Below are 17098 nucleotides of genomic sequence, written 5' to 3'. Positions count from 1 at the left end.
TCATAAATACGTGCATATAAGACCCTTTCATTGGTGGAAGGGTCTTTGTCATGTTACTTCCATTTCCGCTTAGATGAACCTTTGAGTATGAGGTGCTTCTACTCAGCTTCATAGGAATCACAGCCGAGGTTAATTAAATAAGAAGACGTTTGTATAAGCAGGAGTGTATTTACCATGCCCATTGTATCCAGGTGATAACCGTATATTGACATATCGAATAAATGTAACTATATTAATTACATTAGCGAAATTAAGTGAACTACGTAGAAGATAGAAGAGCATTTTAAGTTGTAATGTAAATTTACATGTTTTCGATCTATTTATCGAAAGCGAAACATAATAAAAGGAGTGTGTCATGATTATGGCAAATGTATTGTATGTAACAGCTCATCCTCTCAACACGGATACCTACAGTTTGTCCGTGGGAAACCAATTTATTAAAACGTACAAGAAGTTTAATCCAAAAGATGTTATCTCTCATCTCGATCTGTACCGTACAGATCTTCCACAAATCGATGCCGATATCCTAGGACACTGGGGCAACCACCATATGGTAATGCTTTTGATAAACTACGCGAAGAGACGAAGAATGACGTGATACGAATGCATGAGCTCATTCAACAATTCAAAGATTCAGATAAAATAGTGATAGTCAATCCCGTTTGGAATTATTCTTTTCCATCCGTTTTGAAGGCATATATAGACATCATCATAAATATTGGAGAAACAGTTAAACGAGCAGATAATGGACTACGGGATTGGCTGGATTAAAGGGTACACAGCAAGGAAAAAAAGTAATGCATATTCAAGCATCTGGGACAGTACTTTCTCATGGGAAGTTTAATTATGTTGAATACAGTCATAGCTATCTGAAGGCTGTTATGAATTTGATGGGCGTTGAAGATGTAGAGGCTATATTTGTTGAGGGTATGAGTGAGAAACCGGATCAAGTACAACAAATTAAGGCAGAAGCAATTCAAAGAGCTATTTTGAAAGCGGAAGTATTTTAATTAAAAATAAGTTTGATGGTCAAACCCAGTCGAGGGAAAAAATGTTTTCATTGAAGTCGCTATTTTAGCGGCTTCTTTGTCTTATTGTACGGTATAAGTGCTTGTTCCGTTCCAAGGGCGACAACGCAGACCATTGCTGATTAGATAAACGTCTTAGTGTGAGTAGAGTGTCTCTTTTAAAGCGATTAACAGTTGGATTAGAATCACATTGTCGTTATAACACGCCCTTAACATCCTCTAAAAAAACATACATATCGACCAAAAGAATCCGCATTTATCATTGTTCAACCCAGTGCTATATTTAAATTGCTTCAAGGAAGACGAGTGAATAGAGAAAGAGAAAATGATAGGAGGCTGTAACATATGAAGAGCAATGTTTCTCTTCAAACTGGAAATCCCGTGCGAGGAGAAAAAACAGGTTTCTTTGCAGAGATGAAAAAAAACTATTTGCTGTATTTGCTGGCTTTGCCCGGAATTGCCGTTATTTTTGTTTTCTCCTATCTACCTATGGGCGGAATCGTTATTGCATTCCAAGATTTTAACCCTATCAAAGGGATAACCGGTAGCGAATTTGTAGGCTTGAAAAACTTCAGTTTTTTTATTGAATCGACGGATACGTTAAAGGTCATCGCCAACACTTTGTTTCTTAACACGATGTTCATTTTGTGTGGAACATTAGGTTCGGTTGCCATTGCTATCATGTTCTCGGAGCTTGGGGCAAAAGGTTCAAGCGAGTTACGCAAACGCTCGTGACACTGCCGAACTTCTTATCCTGGACAGTAATCGCGATGTTCTCGGTCTCATTACTCTCCACGGACACAGGGATGATCAATCAGATGCTTGGACTGTTTGGAGTTGAACCGATCTCCTTCTATAACGAGCCGGGATACTGGCCTTGGATTCTGGTGATTATGAAAATATGGCAGGGAGCCGGCTTTGGTTCCATCGTATATCTAGCTACTATTACGGGAATTAATCCGGACATCTATGAATCCGCTTCCATTGATGGAGCCAGTCGTTGGCATAAAATTCGTTATATTACGTTGCCATTAGTGAAGCCTACGATCATTCTGATGTTGCTCTTGGCCATGGGTGGTATTTTTTACGGCGATTTCGGCATGATCTATGCGTTGATTGGGCGAAATGTGGCGTTATATCCAACAACTGACGTAATCGACACCTATGTATATCGCGCTCTGATGGATCTAGGGGATATGAGTATGGCCGCCGCGGTTGGTTTCTTCCAATCCCTCGTTGGATTCATATTGGTTGTTGTGGTGAATAGCCTGGCCAAGAAATTCAGTCCGGAATCCGCTCTTTTCTAAATCTAGCAGAAGTCAAAGGCAGGTGAAGTAATGTGGTAATCAAAGAAAGCTGGCAGGATTACAGCGTGAAAATCGCTTTTTACGTCCTGCTGACCGTATTTGCAATCTTTTGTCTATTTCCGTTCATTTCCGTTATCAGCAGCTCACTTTCGACCGAATCCAGCATTCTGAAGTACGGGTATTCACTCTGGCCGCGTGAGTTTTCACTGGATGCCTACAAACTAATCTTTAAGGATGCCACCATCTATAGAGCTTACGGAGTGACGATCTTTGTCACTGTTGTAGGCACGGCACTTGCTATGCTGGTCACCTGTGCGCTTGCCTATCCATTGTCACTTCGTCATCTGAAGTACCGGAACACGATCAACTTTTACGTCTATTTCACTATGCTGTTCCACGGGGTCTGGTTGCTAACTACCTGCTTATCAGCAAATACTTGGACATGAAAGACACCATCTGGGTGCTGATCATTCCGGCACTGGTTAGTCCATGGAACATGTTTCTGATGCGTAACTTTTTCAAATCGATTGATGAATCGCTTGCGGAATCGGCCAAAATCGATGGCGCGAATGACATCTACATTTTATTCCGCATTATTTTACCTATCTCCATGCCTGCCATAGCAACAGTTGGCCTGTTTTACGCGCTGGCCTTCTGGAATAAATGGTTTGAAGCGATGTTGTACATCTCCAAAGAGGATCTGTGGCCGCTGCAATATTTGATCATGAGAATTATGAGCAATACACAATTCGCATCCGAGTTGTCTTCCAAAGTCAGCTTGCCTAACTATGTAGTGCCTACGTTGACCACACGCTTAGCCACTACAGTAGTGACGATTGGGCCGATTATTTTCTTATATCCTTTTCTTCAGAAATACTTCGTCAAAGGATTGATGGTAGGGGCGGTAAAAGGATAACCCAATCTGCTACTGTGCCTTTCATTTATACAAGACATCAAACATCATAAAGGGAGGTTGTTGTATCATGAAAAAAATAACTAAAATTCTTGCACCCCTTGTTGTTACCGCCCTCTTGGGCGGACTGCTAAGCGCATGCTCGTCTTCATCCAGCAGTTCAGAAGGCGCGAACACTTCATCGACTGATCCCGTTACACTGAAGGTCATGCTTTTCGGCGACAAGCCGGTAGACATGGATAAGGTACTTACCGAATTCGGTAATCTTAGCAAGGATACGTTGACCACTACGCTCGATCTCGAATTTAACCCGGCATCAGACCATAAACAGAAAACCAAGCTGAAGCTGGCTGCAGGTGAAGCGGTAGACCTGATGTTTGACGCGCCATGGATGAACCTGAACCAGAACATTTCCCAAGGCTTCTATCAAGAGTTGGATAAATATTTCAATAATGATGAATATCCTGGTTTAAAAAAAGCATTTTCGCAAGAGTTTCTTGATGCAAACAAAGTCAATGGACATCTCTATGCGATTCCGATTACAAACATGTACTATGACTCCGAGGTTATATATATTCGCAAGGATCTGAGAGAAAAATACGGTTTGGCTCCGATCCAGTCTTATGACGATCTTAAGGCTTATCTCGACAAAGTAAAGGAAAACGAGCCTGAAATGATTCCGTTTGCCTTAATGGGAGATCGCGGATTCTTTAAAATGTTTGGCAATGAGGAGCCTCAGACCCAGGTTCGTTCCGAACCTTACGCGATTGCAGGAACCGGCACCACATTTAATCTGATTTTGTCCGAGGATGGGAAAAAGGTTCTGGGAGCCTCGACGCTTGGCGATCCGGAAGAGGAATTTGCCAAGTATCCGGCTCCATTTAACAGCTCAGATTACTTTTACGGTAATAACGATACGAAGGTTGAATGGAATAAGTATGTACAGAAAGACGTTTTAAATGAAAAAGACCCGGGTGCATTGTTCGCCAGTGGCAAATCAGCTGCAAACGAAGGTACTATTAATGGCTTTGCCAGCATGCGAGACAAACTAAAAACAGCAGTACCTGATGCAGAGTTGGAGTTCTTTGTGTATAACTCCAAAATTCGCAATATGGAAAAAGGTTCTATTGGAACGGAATATAAAGCGTGGAACTATCTCGTAATTCCGGCGACATCCAAAAACGCAGATCGTACTATGAAATTCCTGGATTGGCTGTTCGGTGATCAGGAGAACCATGATCTGTTCGAACTGGGCATCGAAGGCACGCATTGGACAAAATCCGGCGATACGGAGTATAAATCGACAGAACAGACGAAAAATTATGCATTCCCTGGATATGAACTGACCTGGAATCCAACGATGTCTCGCATAAGTGGCGATAACTCTGAGGATGCCATGAAACTCATTACCTATCAAACGCAGGACGACACGTATTACAAGCTTCCACTAGCCGGGTTTGTATTTAATACCGAGTCTGTCAAAACAGAAATCGCCAAGCTTCAGCCGAAAGCGGCCACGATTGATCCAATTCTGAAAAGCGGGCTCGATTCCAATTGGCGCCAAAGCGCCGCAGACTTGAACGAAGAGCTACGCAATCTCGGTCTTGAGAAGGTTCGCGAGGAACTGGTGAAGCAGGCTCAGATGTTCCTGGATCAGAACGAAAGCTAATATCATCATCTTGCTTGATCGGATGCAGTATAGAACACCCGTGCCAATAGGCGGGTGTTCTCTGCATGTGCGTCCACCTTGGGAAACGCTAAATCGAACTCCTTTGAAATTCATGGTTAGTCAGCTTCTCTTCCTTGATTGGAATCTCGTATAAAAATCTTTTATGATATGCAATTTCGGTTTATGATGAAACCAAGACCATTGACGTAACGGGAGCGAGCAACATGAAAATTCGACCAAAATTTACGCAGAGTTTATTTTTCAAGTTCTCTGTTGCTTTTTTAGTGGCAGGCCTTCTTCCGATCTTCGTACTGAGCATGCTCTCTCTGTACCAGTTTACCGGACAAATCGAGCGTCATACGGTCAACAACATACAGCAAATGATGGTGTACATGCGTAATAACGTGAACGACATGCTGAGAAAATACGATAATATTTCCAATTTGATGTACACCAAGGCACAACCAGACGACATTTTTCTGAAAGATTCCTCAGAGTTGTATCCGAGTGGATTTAACTCGTCTGCCATGGATGATTTCATTAAAACGGTGCTGTTCAGCGACGCGAATATCCAGAATGTGCTGTTTGTGCGAGCAGAGGGCGGAACGCTGAATCAGCAATCCCGAGGCAGCAAGCAAATGGATCCTTTTGTCAGTTATCCACCGATAGAGTGGAACTACACGCTTACAACCAACCCCAAAAAGCTGGCTGTTTTCCCATATCATATGGAGGTATATTACAATTCCCAGGATTTGGTGATGACCTTTGCACGAAGCTGGATCGATACCTCCCGAGGCGTACAGAATCCGGTCCAAATCTACGGAACCTTATTTCTGGATATTGACGTTAACGTGTTTGACAGTTTGCTTCAGCAATCGAGACTTGGTAAAAAAGATGAGATTTTCATCGTAAATGAAAACGGTATCATTTTATATTCGAACCGACGTGATAAAATCGGTTCCCGTTTTGACGAATTCGGAGTCAAAGCCCGTGGAGATATGATTGTTTTCAGTGAGCCGCTTCCTTATATCCAAGGTAAAGTTGTGGGGTTAATGTCCAAGGAGGATATTTATTCTCCGATTATTCGTACGAAAAAAAGTGTCTGGGTGGCTGCTATAGCAAGCTTTGCTGCTTTGTTTCTGATGGGCTTGATATTTTCACGAATGTTCACCAGACCTATTTTGCAGTTAATACGCCAGATGATCAAAGTAGAGTCGGGCAATTTGGATATTGAGTTGAAGGTTGGCCGCAAGGATGAGATGGGACGGCTTGCTAATGGCTTTAACCGAATGGTAGAACGACTCAAGGAATATATTAACGATGCATATATCAATGAAATCAAACGAAAGCAGGCAGAGTTGAACGCACTGAAAAGCCAGATTCGACCGCATTATTTGTATAATACGCTAGAGGTCATTCGCATGAGCGCAGTTGCCAATGGGGATCGAAAGGTAGCTGATATGATCCACGCACTTTCAGACCAACTGCAGTATGTTATTGATTATGGGGATGAGTCTGTAACACTGGCACAAGAGCTAGAGCACCTTCGACACTATTTTCATCTGATCGAGGTTAGGTTTGACCATCGTATTTCATTACAAGTCGAGCTGCAGTCGCCGGAGCTCGCCTCGGCCATCGTGCTTAAGCTAATTCTTCAGCCCATTGTTGAAAATTCGGTTCATCACGGTATTCGTCCCAAGGGCGGAAAGGGAATCGTATTAATCACAATAGAACGGCTTGAGGGCGATATTCTCAGTATAACCATATACGATGATGGGGCAGGAATGGAGCAAGAACAATTAGAGTCCCTGCGGATTCACGTGAAAAACCAGGATCGAAACATGGGTAAAAGCATTGGTATCAAAAATGTGCATGAACGCATTAAGGCAGCATATGGAAGCCAGTATGGACTAGACATGGAGAGCAGACCGCATATCGGAACGTCGGTACGGATTCTGCTTCCTCTGAACCTGGAGGTGCGGCATGAACACGATTCGAATGATTCTCGCTGACGATGAGCCAGTCATCCTGAGAGGCTTAAGAATGCTCATCGATTGGGAGGCGCTCGGTATTGAAATTGCAGGTGAGGCTTATGATGGAAACGAACTGATTGAGTTAATTGATCGCTGCAACCCAGATTTGATTGTCAGTGACATTTGCATGCCCGGCCAATCCGGCATCGATGTACTGAGGTATGTTCAGGCATCGCGGCGAACACCGAAGGTTGTCTTTATTAGCGCCCACAAAGAGTTTGATTATGCGCAGGAGGCATTGAAATACGGGGCACTGGATTATTTGATCAAGCCCGTGAATACCAATCAGCTGAAGCAAGTGATTCACAAGGCGGTATCCTTAATCAGGGACGAGACGGAAGAGGAGCGCAAGCTTGAGAAGCTTCAGCATCTGGAGCGGGATAATAAAGACAGATCCTTTGAAGAATTGCTGGATCGTTTGACCGATGGTGATGATAAGGCCGCTCATGCCCTTCAGAAATCCTTGAACCTAAACGATGACAAACATGCAGTCGTTTGCGTGGCTGATTATAGCCGGGGTGTGCAGGACCAGATAAGATGGCAGAAGCGAGAACGTAAGCTGATTGATTTTGCCATAACCAATGTTATGCGCGAAAGCTTGAAGAACATCCCAAACAGCTTATTCTTCCGCAAGGGCGACATGTTCTGTTATCTCATATTATGTGATGATAAAAATTTGCCGATTCAAGTGTCAAAAACAGTTCGGGATCAGGTTCGCAGCTATTTGAAGTTAGACATGTCGATTGGTGTAGGGGGAGCCGTAAGCTCTCTCCAGGATGCAGCTACCTCGTTCAGACAAGCACTTGAAGCCTTGGACTGGGCCTACTTTCTAAGCACCGGACATGTCATTCCCTATGATACGTCTCCGGCAGAACCTGTTGCACAGCTACGTATTGAGGAAATGCAGTCACAGCTACTTGATCACCTGGTTGAGTCAGTTGACGCGAATGCTCTCCAAGAGCCCCTCTCACGACTGCTGCTAGCGATCAAGCAGGCTGCAGTCAGCAATAAGCAAACAGCTATATCTTGCGTTTACGATACGCTGATAACGCTCCGACAGGAATTACAGACCATGGGGGTTTCGCTGGAGACATACAATGAAGATTTTCGTATTTTGCTTAAGCGAATCAGCGATTTCGATACCCTGCAGGAAGTGGAGGCTTATGTAGGCGATTTTATCGCGGACATTCACCCGTTGGTGAAAAGCCGCCTGGGCAACAAAGAACATGGGCAGATCAAGCAAGTCAAGGAATACATTGAGGCTAATTATTCGGAGAACATTACGCTGGATTCGATAGCGGGGCTTATATACATGAATCCTTCCTACTTTAGCACCTTTTTCAAAAAACATACGGGGCAAAATTATAAACAATATTTGACCGAGATACGAATGAAGCATGCTCGCCAAATGCTATTGCACTCCAATTTGATGGTCTATGAAATCGCGGAAAAGGTGGGATATAACAGTGCCCGCTTGTTCAGCGATATGTTTCGCAAGCACTATGGTCAGATTCCACAAGAATTCAGGCAATCGAAGGGAACGACGGTACATGGATTACACAACTAAACATCGTCGGTCATACCTTTGTGAATACAAGCTTGTCTGGTGGAAGAAGATCATGATTGCGTTGCTACTTATGGTGATTGCAGGCTGCGGCCTTGTAACGAGGGAAGATTCTGTCTCATCGCCTACCTCTGAAGCGGAGCCGGTTCAATTGACGATTACCTATGCCATGGGAGACGGAGCACACCACAAGGGCATTCAAACAATCATTAATGACTTTAAAAAATCACATCTCAACGTGCAAATTTCGGTAGTTGAACATACACAGCAAGCCAAGGGGTATGCAGATGAACTTTCATTGCTTGATGCAATGGGTCAATTCCCCGATCTAGTGGAAATGCGGGATACCCAGATGTTTGCCGATGCAGGTTTGTTAGCTGAGTTGCCGAAGAGTATAGTCGGGCTGTTTGATGACATTCCCAAGGTGAATGGTACAATATATACTGCTCCTCTTAAAGCGGAGGTACCTCAAGGTATTGTGTATAACAAGAAATTGTTTCGGGAATGGGGCCTAAATGAGCCTGCCACGTATCAACAATTTCTTGAACTGTGCCAGATTATTCAAGCCAAGGGCATATATCCGCTTGTTGTCGGTGGCAAGGACTTATGGCATATGGGCTTCTGGACAAATCATTTTATGCTGGATCATGTGTATTCCAAAGATCAGGAGTGGAACCGCAAACGAACCGCAGGTCAGGTTAGCTGGACGGATGCTGATCCTGAAGAGGCCTTTCGAGATCTGAAAGTATTGTGGGACGAGGATTACATCGTTCCTGGCTTCATGAACATTGCGGATTATCAGACCATTGACTATTTGGTTAGCGGCAAAGCGGTGATGATGATGTCTGGGCCCTGGATGTTCAGTCAGTTGAAGCAAGCCGATCCTGATTTTGAGATTGGGTTCTTTCCGGTTCCTGACCGTCAGGGACGCATTCATATATTTGGATTGCCGCAGCCTTCAGGCTGGGCCATGTCATCTCTGGCTGCTGCCGATCCGAATAAAGCTAAGGTTATCGAGCAATTTTTACATTTTTTCTACAGTAATGAAGAGTATGCGAATTATTTGCAGGCTGTGGGTGGTACTCCGGTTACCAGTGAGCATTTGTTTATTCAGTCTTCCGAGCTTATGCAAGAGGTAGAGCAGTGGCTTGATAATCCGGATATGTTGAAACTTCGCGGGATGGAGCATTATTGGGGAGCGGACGAGATCCCGCCCGGCTTCCGCAATGCATTCTATGATCTTGTGCAAGACATGCTCTCCGGAACTATGTCGATCGATGAAGCATTAATCGAAGCAGACCGCATTTGGGACGAGCGAAAAGTCCGTCGTTAGCTTTGTGAAATCATTTGAAGCGTTATCCAGTTTAAAGAGGCTGCTCTGCATGAATTATATTCCCCTCCAAGTGAAAAAAGGGTGTACAGCACACTCGCTTACTTGGAGGGGATTTTTATGGTCAAAAAATGGCTAGATGATAGAAGAGCTCCAAAAAAATCTGCATATGCAACTAGAAAAAGGCACATGTACAACAACGGGCAGCTAAAATACAATAATGAAGAGTTATGTAAGCGTTACCAATATGTAGATCCGAAGAGGAGGGGAACGATGATCAAACCAGGAAAGTTCAGTTTATGGAAACGCATTACAACGATACTGGCCATTTCAGGCATGCTCCAAAGTTTAATTGTGCCAACGGGAAAAATAACAGCATCAGATGAAGGAGAGATTGCTACGAATTATATTGTTCAGATCAATGAGACAGTAACGGACGGATTTACTCATCCAGGGGTGGGGCTGACCAAATCAAAACTTGAAACGATAAGATCGATGGTATCTGCCAAAAAGGAGCCTTGGTACTCGTATTATAAAGCAATGACCGTTTCTTCCTCGGCATCCAAAACGGTAATCTCCAGCAATCAAAGCTCTGCCAATCCGACAAAGCCCGCAAGCGATGCCTTCAACAGTCAGGGATTTAACTCCAGATTCATAGCGGATGGCTTGAAAGCGTATACTCAGACACTCATGTACTACATTACCGGTGATGTGACTTACCGGGCTAATGCCATGCATATTATTCGAATTTGGTCCCAGATGGATCCGAATAAATATGTATATTTTAACGATTCCCATATTCATACTGGTATCCCGCTTAACCGTATGGTTGCGGCAGCGGAAATACTGCGATATACCAGCAGCCCAAACCCTGAACTGGCTTGGACGGAGAAGGACACGGCCGATTTTACGAGTAATCTAGTTACACCTGTTATTGAGAATTTTCTGCATGACAACAATCGCTTCATGAACCAGCATAACTATCCGCTGCTCGGAGCGATGGCGGGTTATATTTTTACGAATAATACGGAGCGTTATGAAGAAGCAGTTGAATGGTTCACGGTTAATACAACCGCCAAAAATCAGGGATTCAATGGCTCAGTCAAGCAATTGTTTCGTCTAATCGATTCAAACGTAGTGACCGGGGAACCAGTTAATCCCCTGTGATCCAACATGTGGAAATGGGGCGAGATCAGGCGCATGGCGGTGGTGATCTAACCAATGCGGTCATTATTTCACGTATGCTGCTGGCACAGGGTACCGAAGTCGATCCCGTGCACGGGACTGTTTCTACAGCAGCTGATGCGGTCGGTCCCTATGAGTTCTTAAATGATCGTATTCTTGATGCAGCTAACTTCTTTTGGCAATATATGCTCGGATACGATACTCCGTGGATTCCCGTTGTCTCCAGTTATGGAGAGGATGGTAACGCCAAGGGTATTTATCGTACATTATCGGACTCTTATCGAGGCAGAATGACAACCGCCAACTTTTGGGATCTTTATTATTATTATACCTACGAAAAAGGAGTTGATTTGGCGGAGAACGCACCGTTTTATTATGAAGCGTTTACGAATCGAATTCCTTCCAATTATTATCACCAGGGTTCGTTTAAACAGAACTGGGAAAATGTTGACGGTGGTGGAGACTTCTGGCTGTATCTACCAGCTGAGGCAGCAGCTGAAGGGGCATCGATGCTGCCCAAGGAACAACCAAATCCGGCTCTAGTCGAACTGGAGGATCGTTATACCGTCTTTGATCCAAATTCAGAGAAGAAGCAAGAGGGAGATACCTCATATGTTCAAGTAAAGGCTACGGAGAAGGGCAGCAGACTGGTCTTTCAAAATCTGTCTTACGCCGATCGTTCAGGTTCCCGCCTCATCGGCCTGAAGTTTCGAACTGACGGCAAAGCAACGGTGACGCTCAGCAAAGAACAGAATTCTACACCTTACCACATGTTAACTTTGCCGGATACCGATGGAGAATGGAGATATATCACCTTTGATATGGGCATCAATCACGTCACCTACGGTCAGCTTGATAATGACTACAACCTGCTCTATTTGAAGGTGACGGGCAGTGGCACCACAGTTGATCTGGATCATTTGAATGTATTGGCCGGACAACAACTTACACCACCGTCCTTTGTACTTGGTCGTGATACTATGGATATCGTCACTGTAGCTGGTACACCATTGACGATCGATTTCTCGGCTACGGATAGCTCAGAGGGTTCCCTTTTCTATGAGATCACAGATCCGCCTTCAGAAGCAGCTCTGCAACACACTACCGGAAATTTCACTTGGCACACCTCTGAGCCCGGATCATATTCCTTTGTTGTTGTCGCCTCCGATGGCGAAACTGTAGCAACGAAGAACGTGAATGTGGTTGTGTCGATTGATCGCAATGCGGCTATTCAAGCAGCAATCTCCAGGTACGATGAGCAAACTAAATACACGTCTTCAACGCTGAGACACTTTCAGGAGGCTTACAATCAAGTGCTGGCACAGCTTCAAACGGCAACCGATGAACAATTTAGCGAGCATTTGTTTGTGCTAAAGCAAACAACAGCAGACCTTGAGCTTCTTACACCGCCGTTATTGGACGGCGGTATGGATTACACAGAAATCGTGACCTCTACCTTTGGCAGCTCCATTTCCATGCTGGTGGACGGCAATAACAATACTTATCCCGTATACTCGCTTGCGCCTAATCCAGATCTGTACCATATTCTGGATTTCGGGCCTAATTATAAAGTTTCCGCAGAGCGATTTGGCTTGCAGAGCCGCATGAATTTTGTGGATCGCATGGCAGGTTCGGCTATTTTCGGTTCAAACGACCGGATAAACTGGACGAGACTTACGCCAGACGAAACGTCGTTTACCGACGAGATGGCTATACTGGAGGTTGATCCGTCCCTTCGGCAGGAGCAGTATCGCTTTATTAAAATTCAGATGCTGCATCCGCAGCCGGATGTACTATGGGGAACCGTAGGTAATATGCTTGAACTGGGCGAGTTCAGAATTTATGGAGAGCGGCATGAAACTCTGAATAAATTGAAGGTGGTTTCAATTGGTTCAGAGCAGGCTGTCCAGCACCGCATTGGTATTGGTGACCAGGCAAAAGTAACCTTTCAATCCACGGAACCCATCCTCGATGTGCAGGTAACGATTCAAGGACAGGAGGCGCAGGTTCAGTCGACCGATCAGCTCCATTGGACGGCTATGGCAACCATGGATGATACTGCGGTTACCGGGAATATATCCTTCAATATTCGTTACAAAACAACGGATGACGTTGCTGCTGAGCCAACTATTTTTACAACAGATGATTCCATATTATATCTGGTTAATTCATCGAATCGGATTGAGGTTGGCAAGCTAGCTACGGTTATCGCATCGGATAATCAGATTGGGGGTGCTGTGCCGAAGGAAAAGGTCGGTTATGCGCTGTTCGACGGAAACCTCACTAACTTTGGTGATCTGGCTACTGGAGCAGGCTCCTACTATATGGTCGATTTTGGCGAGAATGCCAAAGTCAAGCTAAGCGACATTATGCTAATGCCTCGTCCAAATTTCCCTGGACGCATGAACGGCTTGGTTATCCAGGGCTCCAATGACAAAACGAGCTGGACAAACTTGACCCGACCTGCTTCAGGAACGAAAGAAGGGAAGTGGACTTATATTAGCAGTCGTGAGCTACTGAATGAGGGGATTATCGTTATTTGAGACTGTTTAATTCGACAAACTGGTTTGGCAACGTGTCCGAAGTTGAATTGTATGGAGACTATCAATACGATTCGTTAGATTCCAAAGTGGTTGCTGCTGACGGGTATACTCAAGGTAGCTACTACCTATATCAGAAGGAGGTGGATCGGATCAAGAAGGCATTCCAGCAGCCAGGGGCGGATAAAAAAGGATTGCTTCAGCAGCTCTTGGCTGCAGAGCAGGAGCTCGTATCCCTGGAAACCTTAATTGGAGCCAGAATTGAAATTGCTCCATCTATGGTGGCTGCTTCAACATCTGTATGGGGAACAGGCGCTTCCAAGGAAACGAATGGCTGGTATGCGTTTGATGGCGATACAAGCACTTATACCGATACTATTGCGAATCCATCCTGGATTGATATCGATCTAGGAGATGGACAATCAGCTTCGCTGGGAAGCCTGAGATGGTATCCTCGCGGCGGTAAAGATGACCTTAGTCGGAGAATGAATGGCGCGATGCTGCAAGGCTCAATGGATGGCGTTAATTATAATACGCTATATACGATTAGCGGCGTGAATAAGGCAGATTGGTTCCAGGCTCAAATCACGGATGAGACGGAATATTCTTACTATCGGTATTACGCACCTACTGGAAACGCCAATGTTGCCGAGCTGGAACTGTATCGCAAAACAGTTGATCATACGCTGCTGGGGGTGCTTGTGAATGAGGTGAGTGATCTAGACGAAGACCAGTATTCGGTGGAGAGCTATGAAGCAGTTCAGCAGGCCGTGTCGGATGCTATGAATGTTCAACATGAAGAAAACGCTACCCAGGAGCAGATCGATCGGATTGCACACATACTACGGATGGCGATGGAGCATCTGGTCTCAAACAAAAGTATCGTCTCTCTGTAGTCTGCTGTCGTGCCAACAACGGCGCTTCTTCCAGATACGGGGGATGTCTGCTTGCAGCGACGAATTCACCGAGAATGTCGAGGTGTCCTAGCAGCACATGGCCCCCGTTTAATCCGAAACTCCTAGCAGTTTCTTTGAGACAAGAGCAGTGTATTGCCCCTGCTTTCAGCTATGGCTAATATTACTGTGCTGGAAGGAGGGGGTTATTAAATCCACCTTCGCATTTACGAGCGCTGGAGATTATGTCCAGCTCAATCAAGCTGGGCTGAATCCGCCTGAGGGTTCTGCTGCTGTAGAAGGTTATGATCTCTCGTATGCTGGGCTTACATTCGTAAGGGGAAACAATGGATTGAAACAAAAGAACAAGCCTCAGCATCCGTGGTAAAGGGGAGCTGAGGTTCTTTTTCTTGAACAACATAGTGAATATAAAACATAAATACGAAACGGAATTTAGAACAGATCCTTGCCCTTTAGGCACAGGCTGCATGCAATTGCTAAAAAACCATACATATGACGCCAAAAAAGCAGCATTTCTCCAAGTAAAATGCAGGGATACAATGAAAGAAGACTTGGGGGAGCAGGAGGGCGCAACATGAATCAATTGATTGTTTATCCGCAGTCAGAGGTTGACAGAGAACGCCGTGACTTCAAGGTACAGGTGCGTCAACCGGAGGAAGATTGGCGAGAGCTGTTTGTATACGAGACCCAGGTAGACATGCACCAAATTCGGCAAGCCTCAATGGCATATTTTGATATGTTGGGACAGGTTGAGGTTCGCGTGGAATGTCTGAACACCAGACCGGAGCGGGTTGTTATTCGGCCGTTGTCTACAGCGATTGTTTTGGTATGCGAAGGTAATACGATATCCTTCACGCTGTGTAAGCCATGCAAGCTGTCCATTGAGGTTAACGGTGATCGCTTTGGCAATCTGCATCTGTTTGCCAATCCATTGGAGACATTACCGCCATTGCCGGATGATCCCGGAGTACTTTTGATCAAGCCGGGCATTCACCGGATGGAAGATATTAAACGGCTCACTAGCTTGCCGGATACGCTCAGCGGGGAATGTCCGCACATCCTATATTTTGCACCAGGTATTCATTATGTGGAGGAAACAATTATACACATTCCCTCTAATACCACGGTGTATGTTGCGGGAGGTGCTGTGGTTGTGGGTTCGTTCGTCTGCGATCAGGTTGAAAACGTCGTCATTCGCGGGCGGGGATTATCGATTTGTCTGCATTCCATAGGTATTCGGCTTTTCGAGGAATACGCATCAAGTACTCCAAAAACATCAGGGTAGAAGGCCTTGTACTGCTTAATCCACCGCATTACAGCATATACATTGGCAAGTCGACTCATGTTCACATATCCAATTTCAAATCGTTCAGTAGCAAGGGCTGGTGCGAAGGCATTGATATGATGGCAAGTTCTGATATCGAAATTGACGATGTGTTTCTTCGTACCTCGGACGATTGCATCGCGGTATACGGATCAAGGTGGGATTACCATGGAGATACACGCCGTATAACGGTTCGCAACTCGGTTTTATGGGCAGACGTTGCGCATCCACTAATGATGGGCACGCATGGAGATCATCGCCTCAGCGGAGATGTAATCGAGGATATCCGTTTTGAGAACATTGATATTCTGGAGCATCATGAGCTGCAGGAGAACTATTGGGGAGCAATGGCCATCAACGCGGATGATAAAAATAAGATTCGACGGGTGGTTTATGACAACATCCGGGTAGAGGAATTTGAGCTAGGCCAGCTAATCGATATTCGAGTTATCTGGAACAAAGATTACAATCCTGAGCCTGGACATTCCATTGAAGACATTTCGTTCCGAAATATTACCTACTTTGGTCGCAATGTCAATCCCAACCGAATTTACGGCTTTGATGCAGAGCGCCAGGTTAAAGGCGTTGTATTCGAAAATTTGCGTATTCGCGACGAGCTTGTGCTTGAGCCGGAGCAGGGGAATTTCGATATCAATGCCTTTACGCAGGAAATTACTTTTACGGTAGAAACCAAGCTAAGGAATGAGGGGAAATGAAATGTACTGCAAACAGACGACCATAGATATATTAGCTTGGGATCGGGGACGTTCGGATGAGGCTGAGCTGGCTTCGGCTTCAGGAGAGGGGCTGCTGCTGGAGCCGGGTCAGGCAACGGTTTTTCGTTTGCCGGGGGTACATCTGGATAATCATTGGGTCCGTACAGGCTTTGTAAGCAACAATGAATATAGCGTGGATTTACGGAATTGGTACGGTCTTGAACTGGAGGCTGAGCTTCCGCTTGCCGAGCCGCTGGAGCTAACAGTGGAAATCGGATTGCTGCGTGATAAAGGATCCTTGCCAGAAGAACTGGAGTATGTTCACTATGATTGTCTGCTGGTACGGCCGGAATCGGGCATCAATAAGGTCGTTGTGCCATTTGACCAATTTGATGACATGAAGGCCTTGGCTGGCAAATGGAAATATGTCCGTTCCGTGCACCTGCTTGCGACATGGAAAGAAGAGTCAATCAGACCAGCAACGGGGTCGGGCATTTCCATTCGCCAGTTAAAGCTGAGCCGAAGCCGTGGAATCCATGTTCATGCTCCTGTGCTGTCGCGGTCGGCGGATGCCA

At 45.1% G+C, this 17098-nt stretch carries 16 protein-coding genes; all 16 read left to right on the top strand.

Features of this window, described 5'->3' with window-relative positions; genetic code table 11:
- Positions 1-361: 361 nt before the first annotated feature.
- The 16 genes from DMB88_RS31345 (at position 362) to DMB88_RS31300 (ending at position 16523) form a co-directional block, all read left to right on the top strand.
- On the top strand, positions 362-598 hold the full coding sequence (locus DMB88_RS31345; RefSeq protein WP_254438219.1) for an NAD(P)H-dependent oxidoreductase: 237 nt from the start codon (positions 362-364) through the stop codon (positions 596-598).
- Between the two features lie 5 nt (positions 599-603).
- The gene (locus DMB88_RS31340; protein WP_254438653.1) at positions 604-771 is read left to right on the top strand and encodes an NAD(P)H-dependent oxidoreductase; all 168 of its coding nucleotides are present in this window, start codon (positions 604-606) and stop codon (positions 769-771) included.
- Positions 772-797: 26 nt separating this feature from the next.
- Positions 798-1010, top strand: coding sequence for an NAD(P)H-dependent oxidoreductase (locus tag DMB88_RS31335; RefSeq protein ID WP_254438218.1), 213 nt, complete (start codon positions 798-800; stop codon positions 1008-1010).
- Between the two features lie 363 nt (positions 1011-1373).
- Positions 1374-1763, top strand: coding sequence for a hypothetical protein (locus DMB88_RS31330; protein WP_254438217.1), 390 nt, complete (start codon positions 1374-1376; stop codon positions 1761-1763).
- Positions 1760-2335, top strand: a complete 576-nt coding sequence (locus tag DMB88_RS31325; protein WP_254438216.1) for an ABC transporter permease subunit — start codon at positions 1760-1762, stop codon at positions 2333-2335. The genes DMB88_RS31330 and DMB88_RS31325 overlap by 4 nt, the downstream gene beginning before the upstream one ends.
- Positions 2336-2367: 32 nt before the next feature.
- Complete coding sequence (locus DMB88_RS31320) at positions 2368-2781, top strand: ABC transporter permease family protein (protein ID WP_254438215.1); 414 nt, start codon at positions 2368-2370, stop codon at positions 2779-2781.
- A complete protein-coding gene (locus DMB88_RS31315; protein ID WP_254438214.1) occupies positions 2778-3251 on the top strand; it encodes a carbohydrate ABC transporter permease in 474 nt (157 codons plus the stop codon). Before DMB88_RS31320 ends, DMB88_RS31315 begins: the two co-directional genes overlap by 4 nt.
- A gap of 67 nt (positions 3252-3318) precedes the next feature.
- The gene (locus tag DMB88_RS16755) at positions 3319-4917 is read left to right on the top strand and encodes an ABC transporter substrate-binding protein (protein ID WP_128102282.1); all 1599 of its coding nucleotides are present in this window, start codon (positions 3319-3321) and stop codon (positions 4915-4917) included.
- Positions 4918-5141: 224 nt separating this feature from the next.
- A complete protein-coding gene (locus DMB88_RS16750) occupies positions 5142-6929 on the top strand; it encodes a cache domain-containing sensor histidine kinase (RefSeq protein WP_128102281.1) in 1788 nt (595 codons plus the stop codon).
- A complete protein-coding gene (locus tag DMB88_RS16745) occupies positions 6901-8517 on the top strand; it encodes a response regulator (RefSeq protein ID WP_128102280.1) in 1617 nt (538 codons plus the stop codon). Before DMB88_RS16750 ends, DMB88_RS16745 begins: the two co-directional genes overlap by 29 nt.
- A gap of 52 nt (positions 8518-8569) precedes the next feature.
- Positions 8570-9847: an ABC transporter substrate-binding protein gene (locus tag DMB88_RS16740; protein WP_164848710.1), complete on the top strand. Its 1278-nt coding sequence runs from the start codon at positions 8570-8572 to the stop codon at positions 9845-9847.
- Positions 9848-10117: 270 nt separating this feature from the next.
- Positions 10118-11011, top strand: coding sequence for an alginate lyase family protein (locus tag DMB88_RS31310; protein ID WP_254438213.1), 894 nt, complete (start codon positions 10118-10120; stop codon positions 11009-11011).
- The gene (locus tag DMB88_RS16735; RefSeq protein WP_254438212.1) at positions 11008-13572 is read left to right on the top strand and encodes a putative Ig domain-containing protein; all 2565 of its coding nucleotides are present in this window, start codon (positions 11008-11010) and stop codon (positions 13570-13572) included. The genes DMB88_RS31310 and DMB88_RS16735 overlap by 4 nt, the downstream gene beginning before the upstream one ends.
- A complete protein-coding gene (locus tag DMB88_RS16730; protein ID WP_128102278.1) occupies positions 13569-14465 on the top strand; it encodes a discoidin domain-containing protein in 897 nt (298 codons plus the stop codon). The genes DMB88_RS16735 and DMB88_RS16730 overlap by 4 nt, the downstream gene beginning before the upstream one ends.
- Before the next feature lie 592 nt (positions 14466-15057).
- Positions 15058-15768, top strand: coding sequence for a hypothetical protein (locus DMB88_RS31305; protein ID WP_254438211.1), 711 nt, complete (start codon positions 15058-15060; stop codon positions 15766-15768).
- A complete protein-coding gene (locus DMB88_RS31300; protein WP_254438210.1) occupies positions 15699-16523 on the top strand; it encodes a glycosyl hydrolase family 28 protein in 825 nt (274 codons plus the stop codon). The genes DMB88_RS31305 and DMB88_RS31300 overlap by 70 nt, the downstream gene beginning before the upstream one ends.
- Positions 16524-17098: the final 575 nt, after the last annotated feature.

The sequence above is a fragment of the Paenibacillus sp. DCT19 genome (genome assembly GCF_003268635.1).
GTDB lineage: Bacteria > Bacillota > Bacilli > Paenibacillales > Paenibacillaceae > Paenibacillus.
Note: the sequence above shows the minus strand (reverse complement) of the source record. Positions and strands in the feature narration are given on the sequence as shown.

Excerpts from the sequence above, each read along its gene's own strand:
- DMB88_RS31345 (WP_254438219.1), top strand. The coding sequence starts at position 362 with ATGGCAAATGTATTGTATGTAACAGCTCATCCTCTCAACACGGATACC.
- DMB88_RS31335 (WP_254438218.1), top strand. The coding sequence starts at position 798 with ATGCATATTCAAGCATCTGGGACAGTACTTTCTCATGGGAAGTTTAAT.
- DMB88_RS16750 (WP_128102281.1), top strand. The coding sequence starts at position 5,142 with ATGAAAATTCGACCAAAATTTACGCAGAGTTTATTTTTCAAGTTCTCT.
- DMB88_RS31340 (WP_254438653.1), top strand. The coding sequence starts at position 604 with ATGCATGAGCTCATTCAACAATTCAAAGATTCAGATAAAATAGTGATA.
- DMB88_RS31315 (WP_254438214.1), top strand. The coding sequence starts at position 2,778 with ATGAAAGACACCATCTGGGTGCTGATCATTCCGGCACTGGTTAGTCCA.
- DMB88_RS16745 (WP_128102280.1), top strand. The coding sequence starts at position 6,901 with ATGAACACGATTCGAATGATTCTCGCTGACGATGAGCCAGTCATCCTG.
- DMB88_RS31310 (WP_254438213.1), top strand. The coding sequence starts at position 10,118 with ATGATCAAACCAGGAAAGTTCAGTTTATGGAAACGCATTACAACGATA.
- DMB88_RS31330 (WP_254438217.1), top strand. The coding sequence starts at position 1,374 with ATGAAGAGCAATGTTTCTCTTCAAACTGGAAATCCCGTGCGAGGAGAA.
- DMB88_RS16740 (WP_164848710.1), top strand. The coding sequence starts at position 8,570 with ATGATTGCGTTGCTACTTATGGTGATTGCAGGCTGCGGCCTTGTAACG.
- DMB88_RS31305 (WP_254438211.1), top strand. The coding sequence starts at position 15,058 with ATGAATCAATTGATTGTTTATCCGCAGTCAGAGGTTGACAGAGAACGC.
- DMB88_RS16755 (WP_128102282.1), top strand. The coding sequence starts at position 3,319 with ATGAAAAAAATAACTAAAATTCTTGCACCCCTTGTTGTTACCGCCCTC.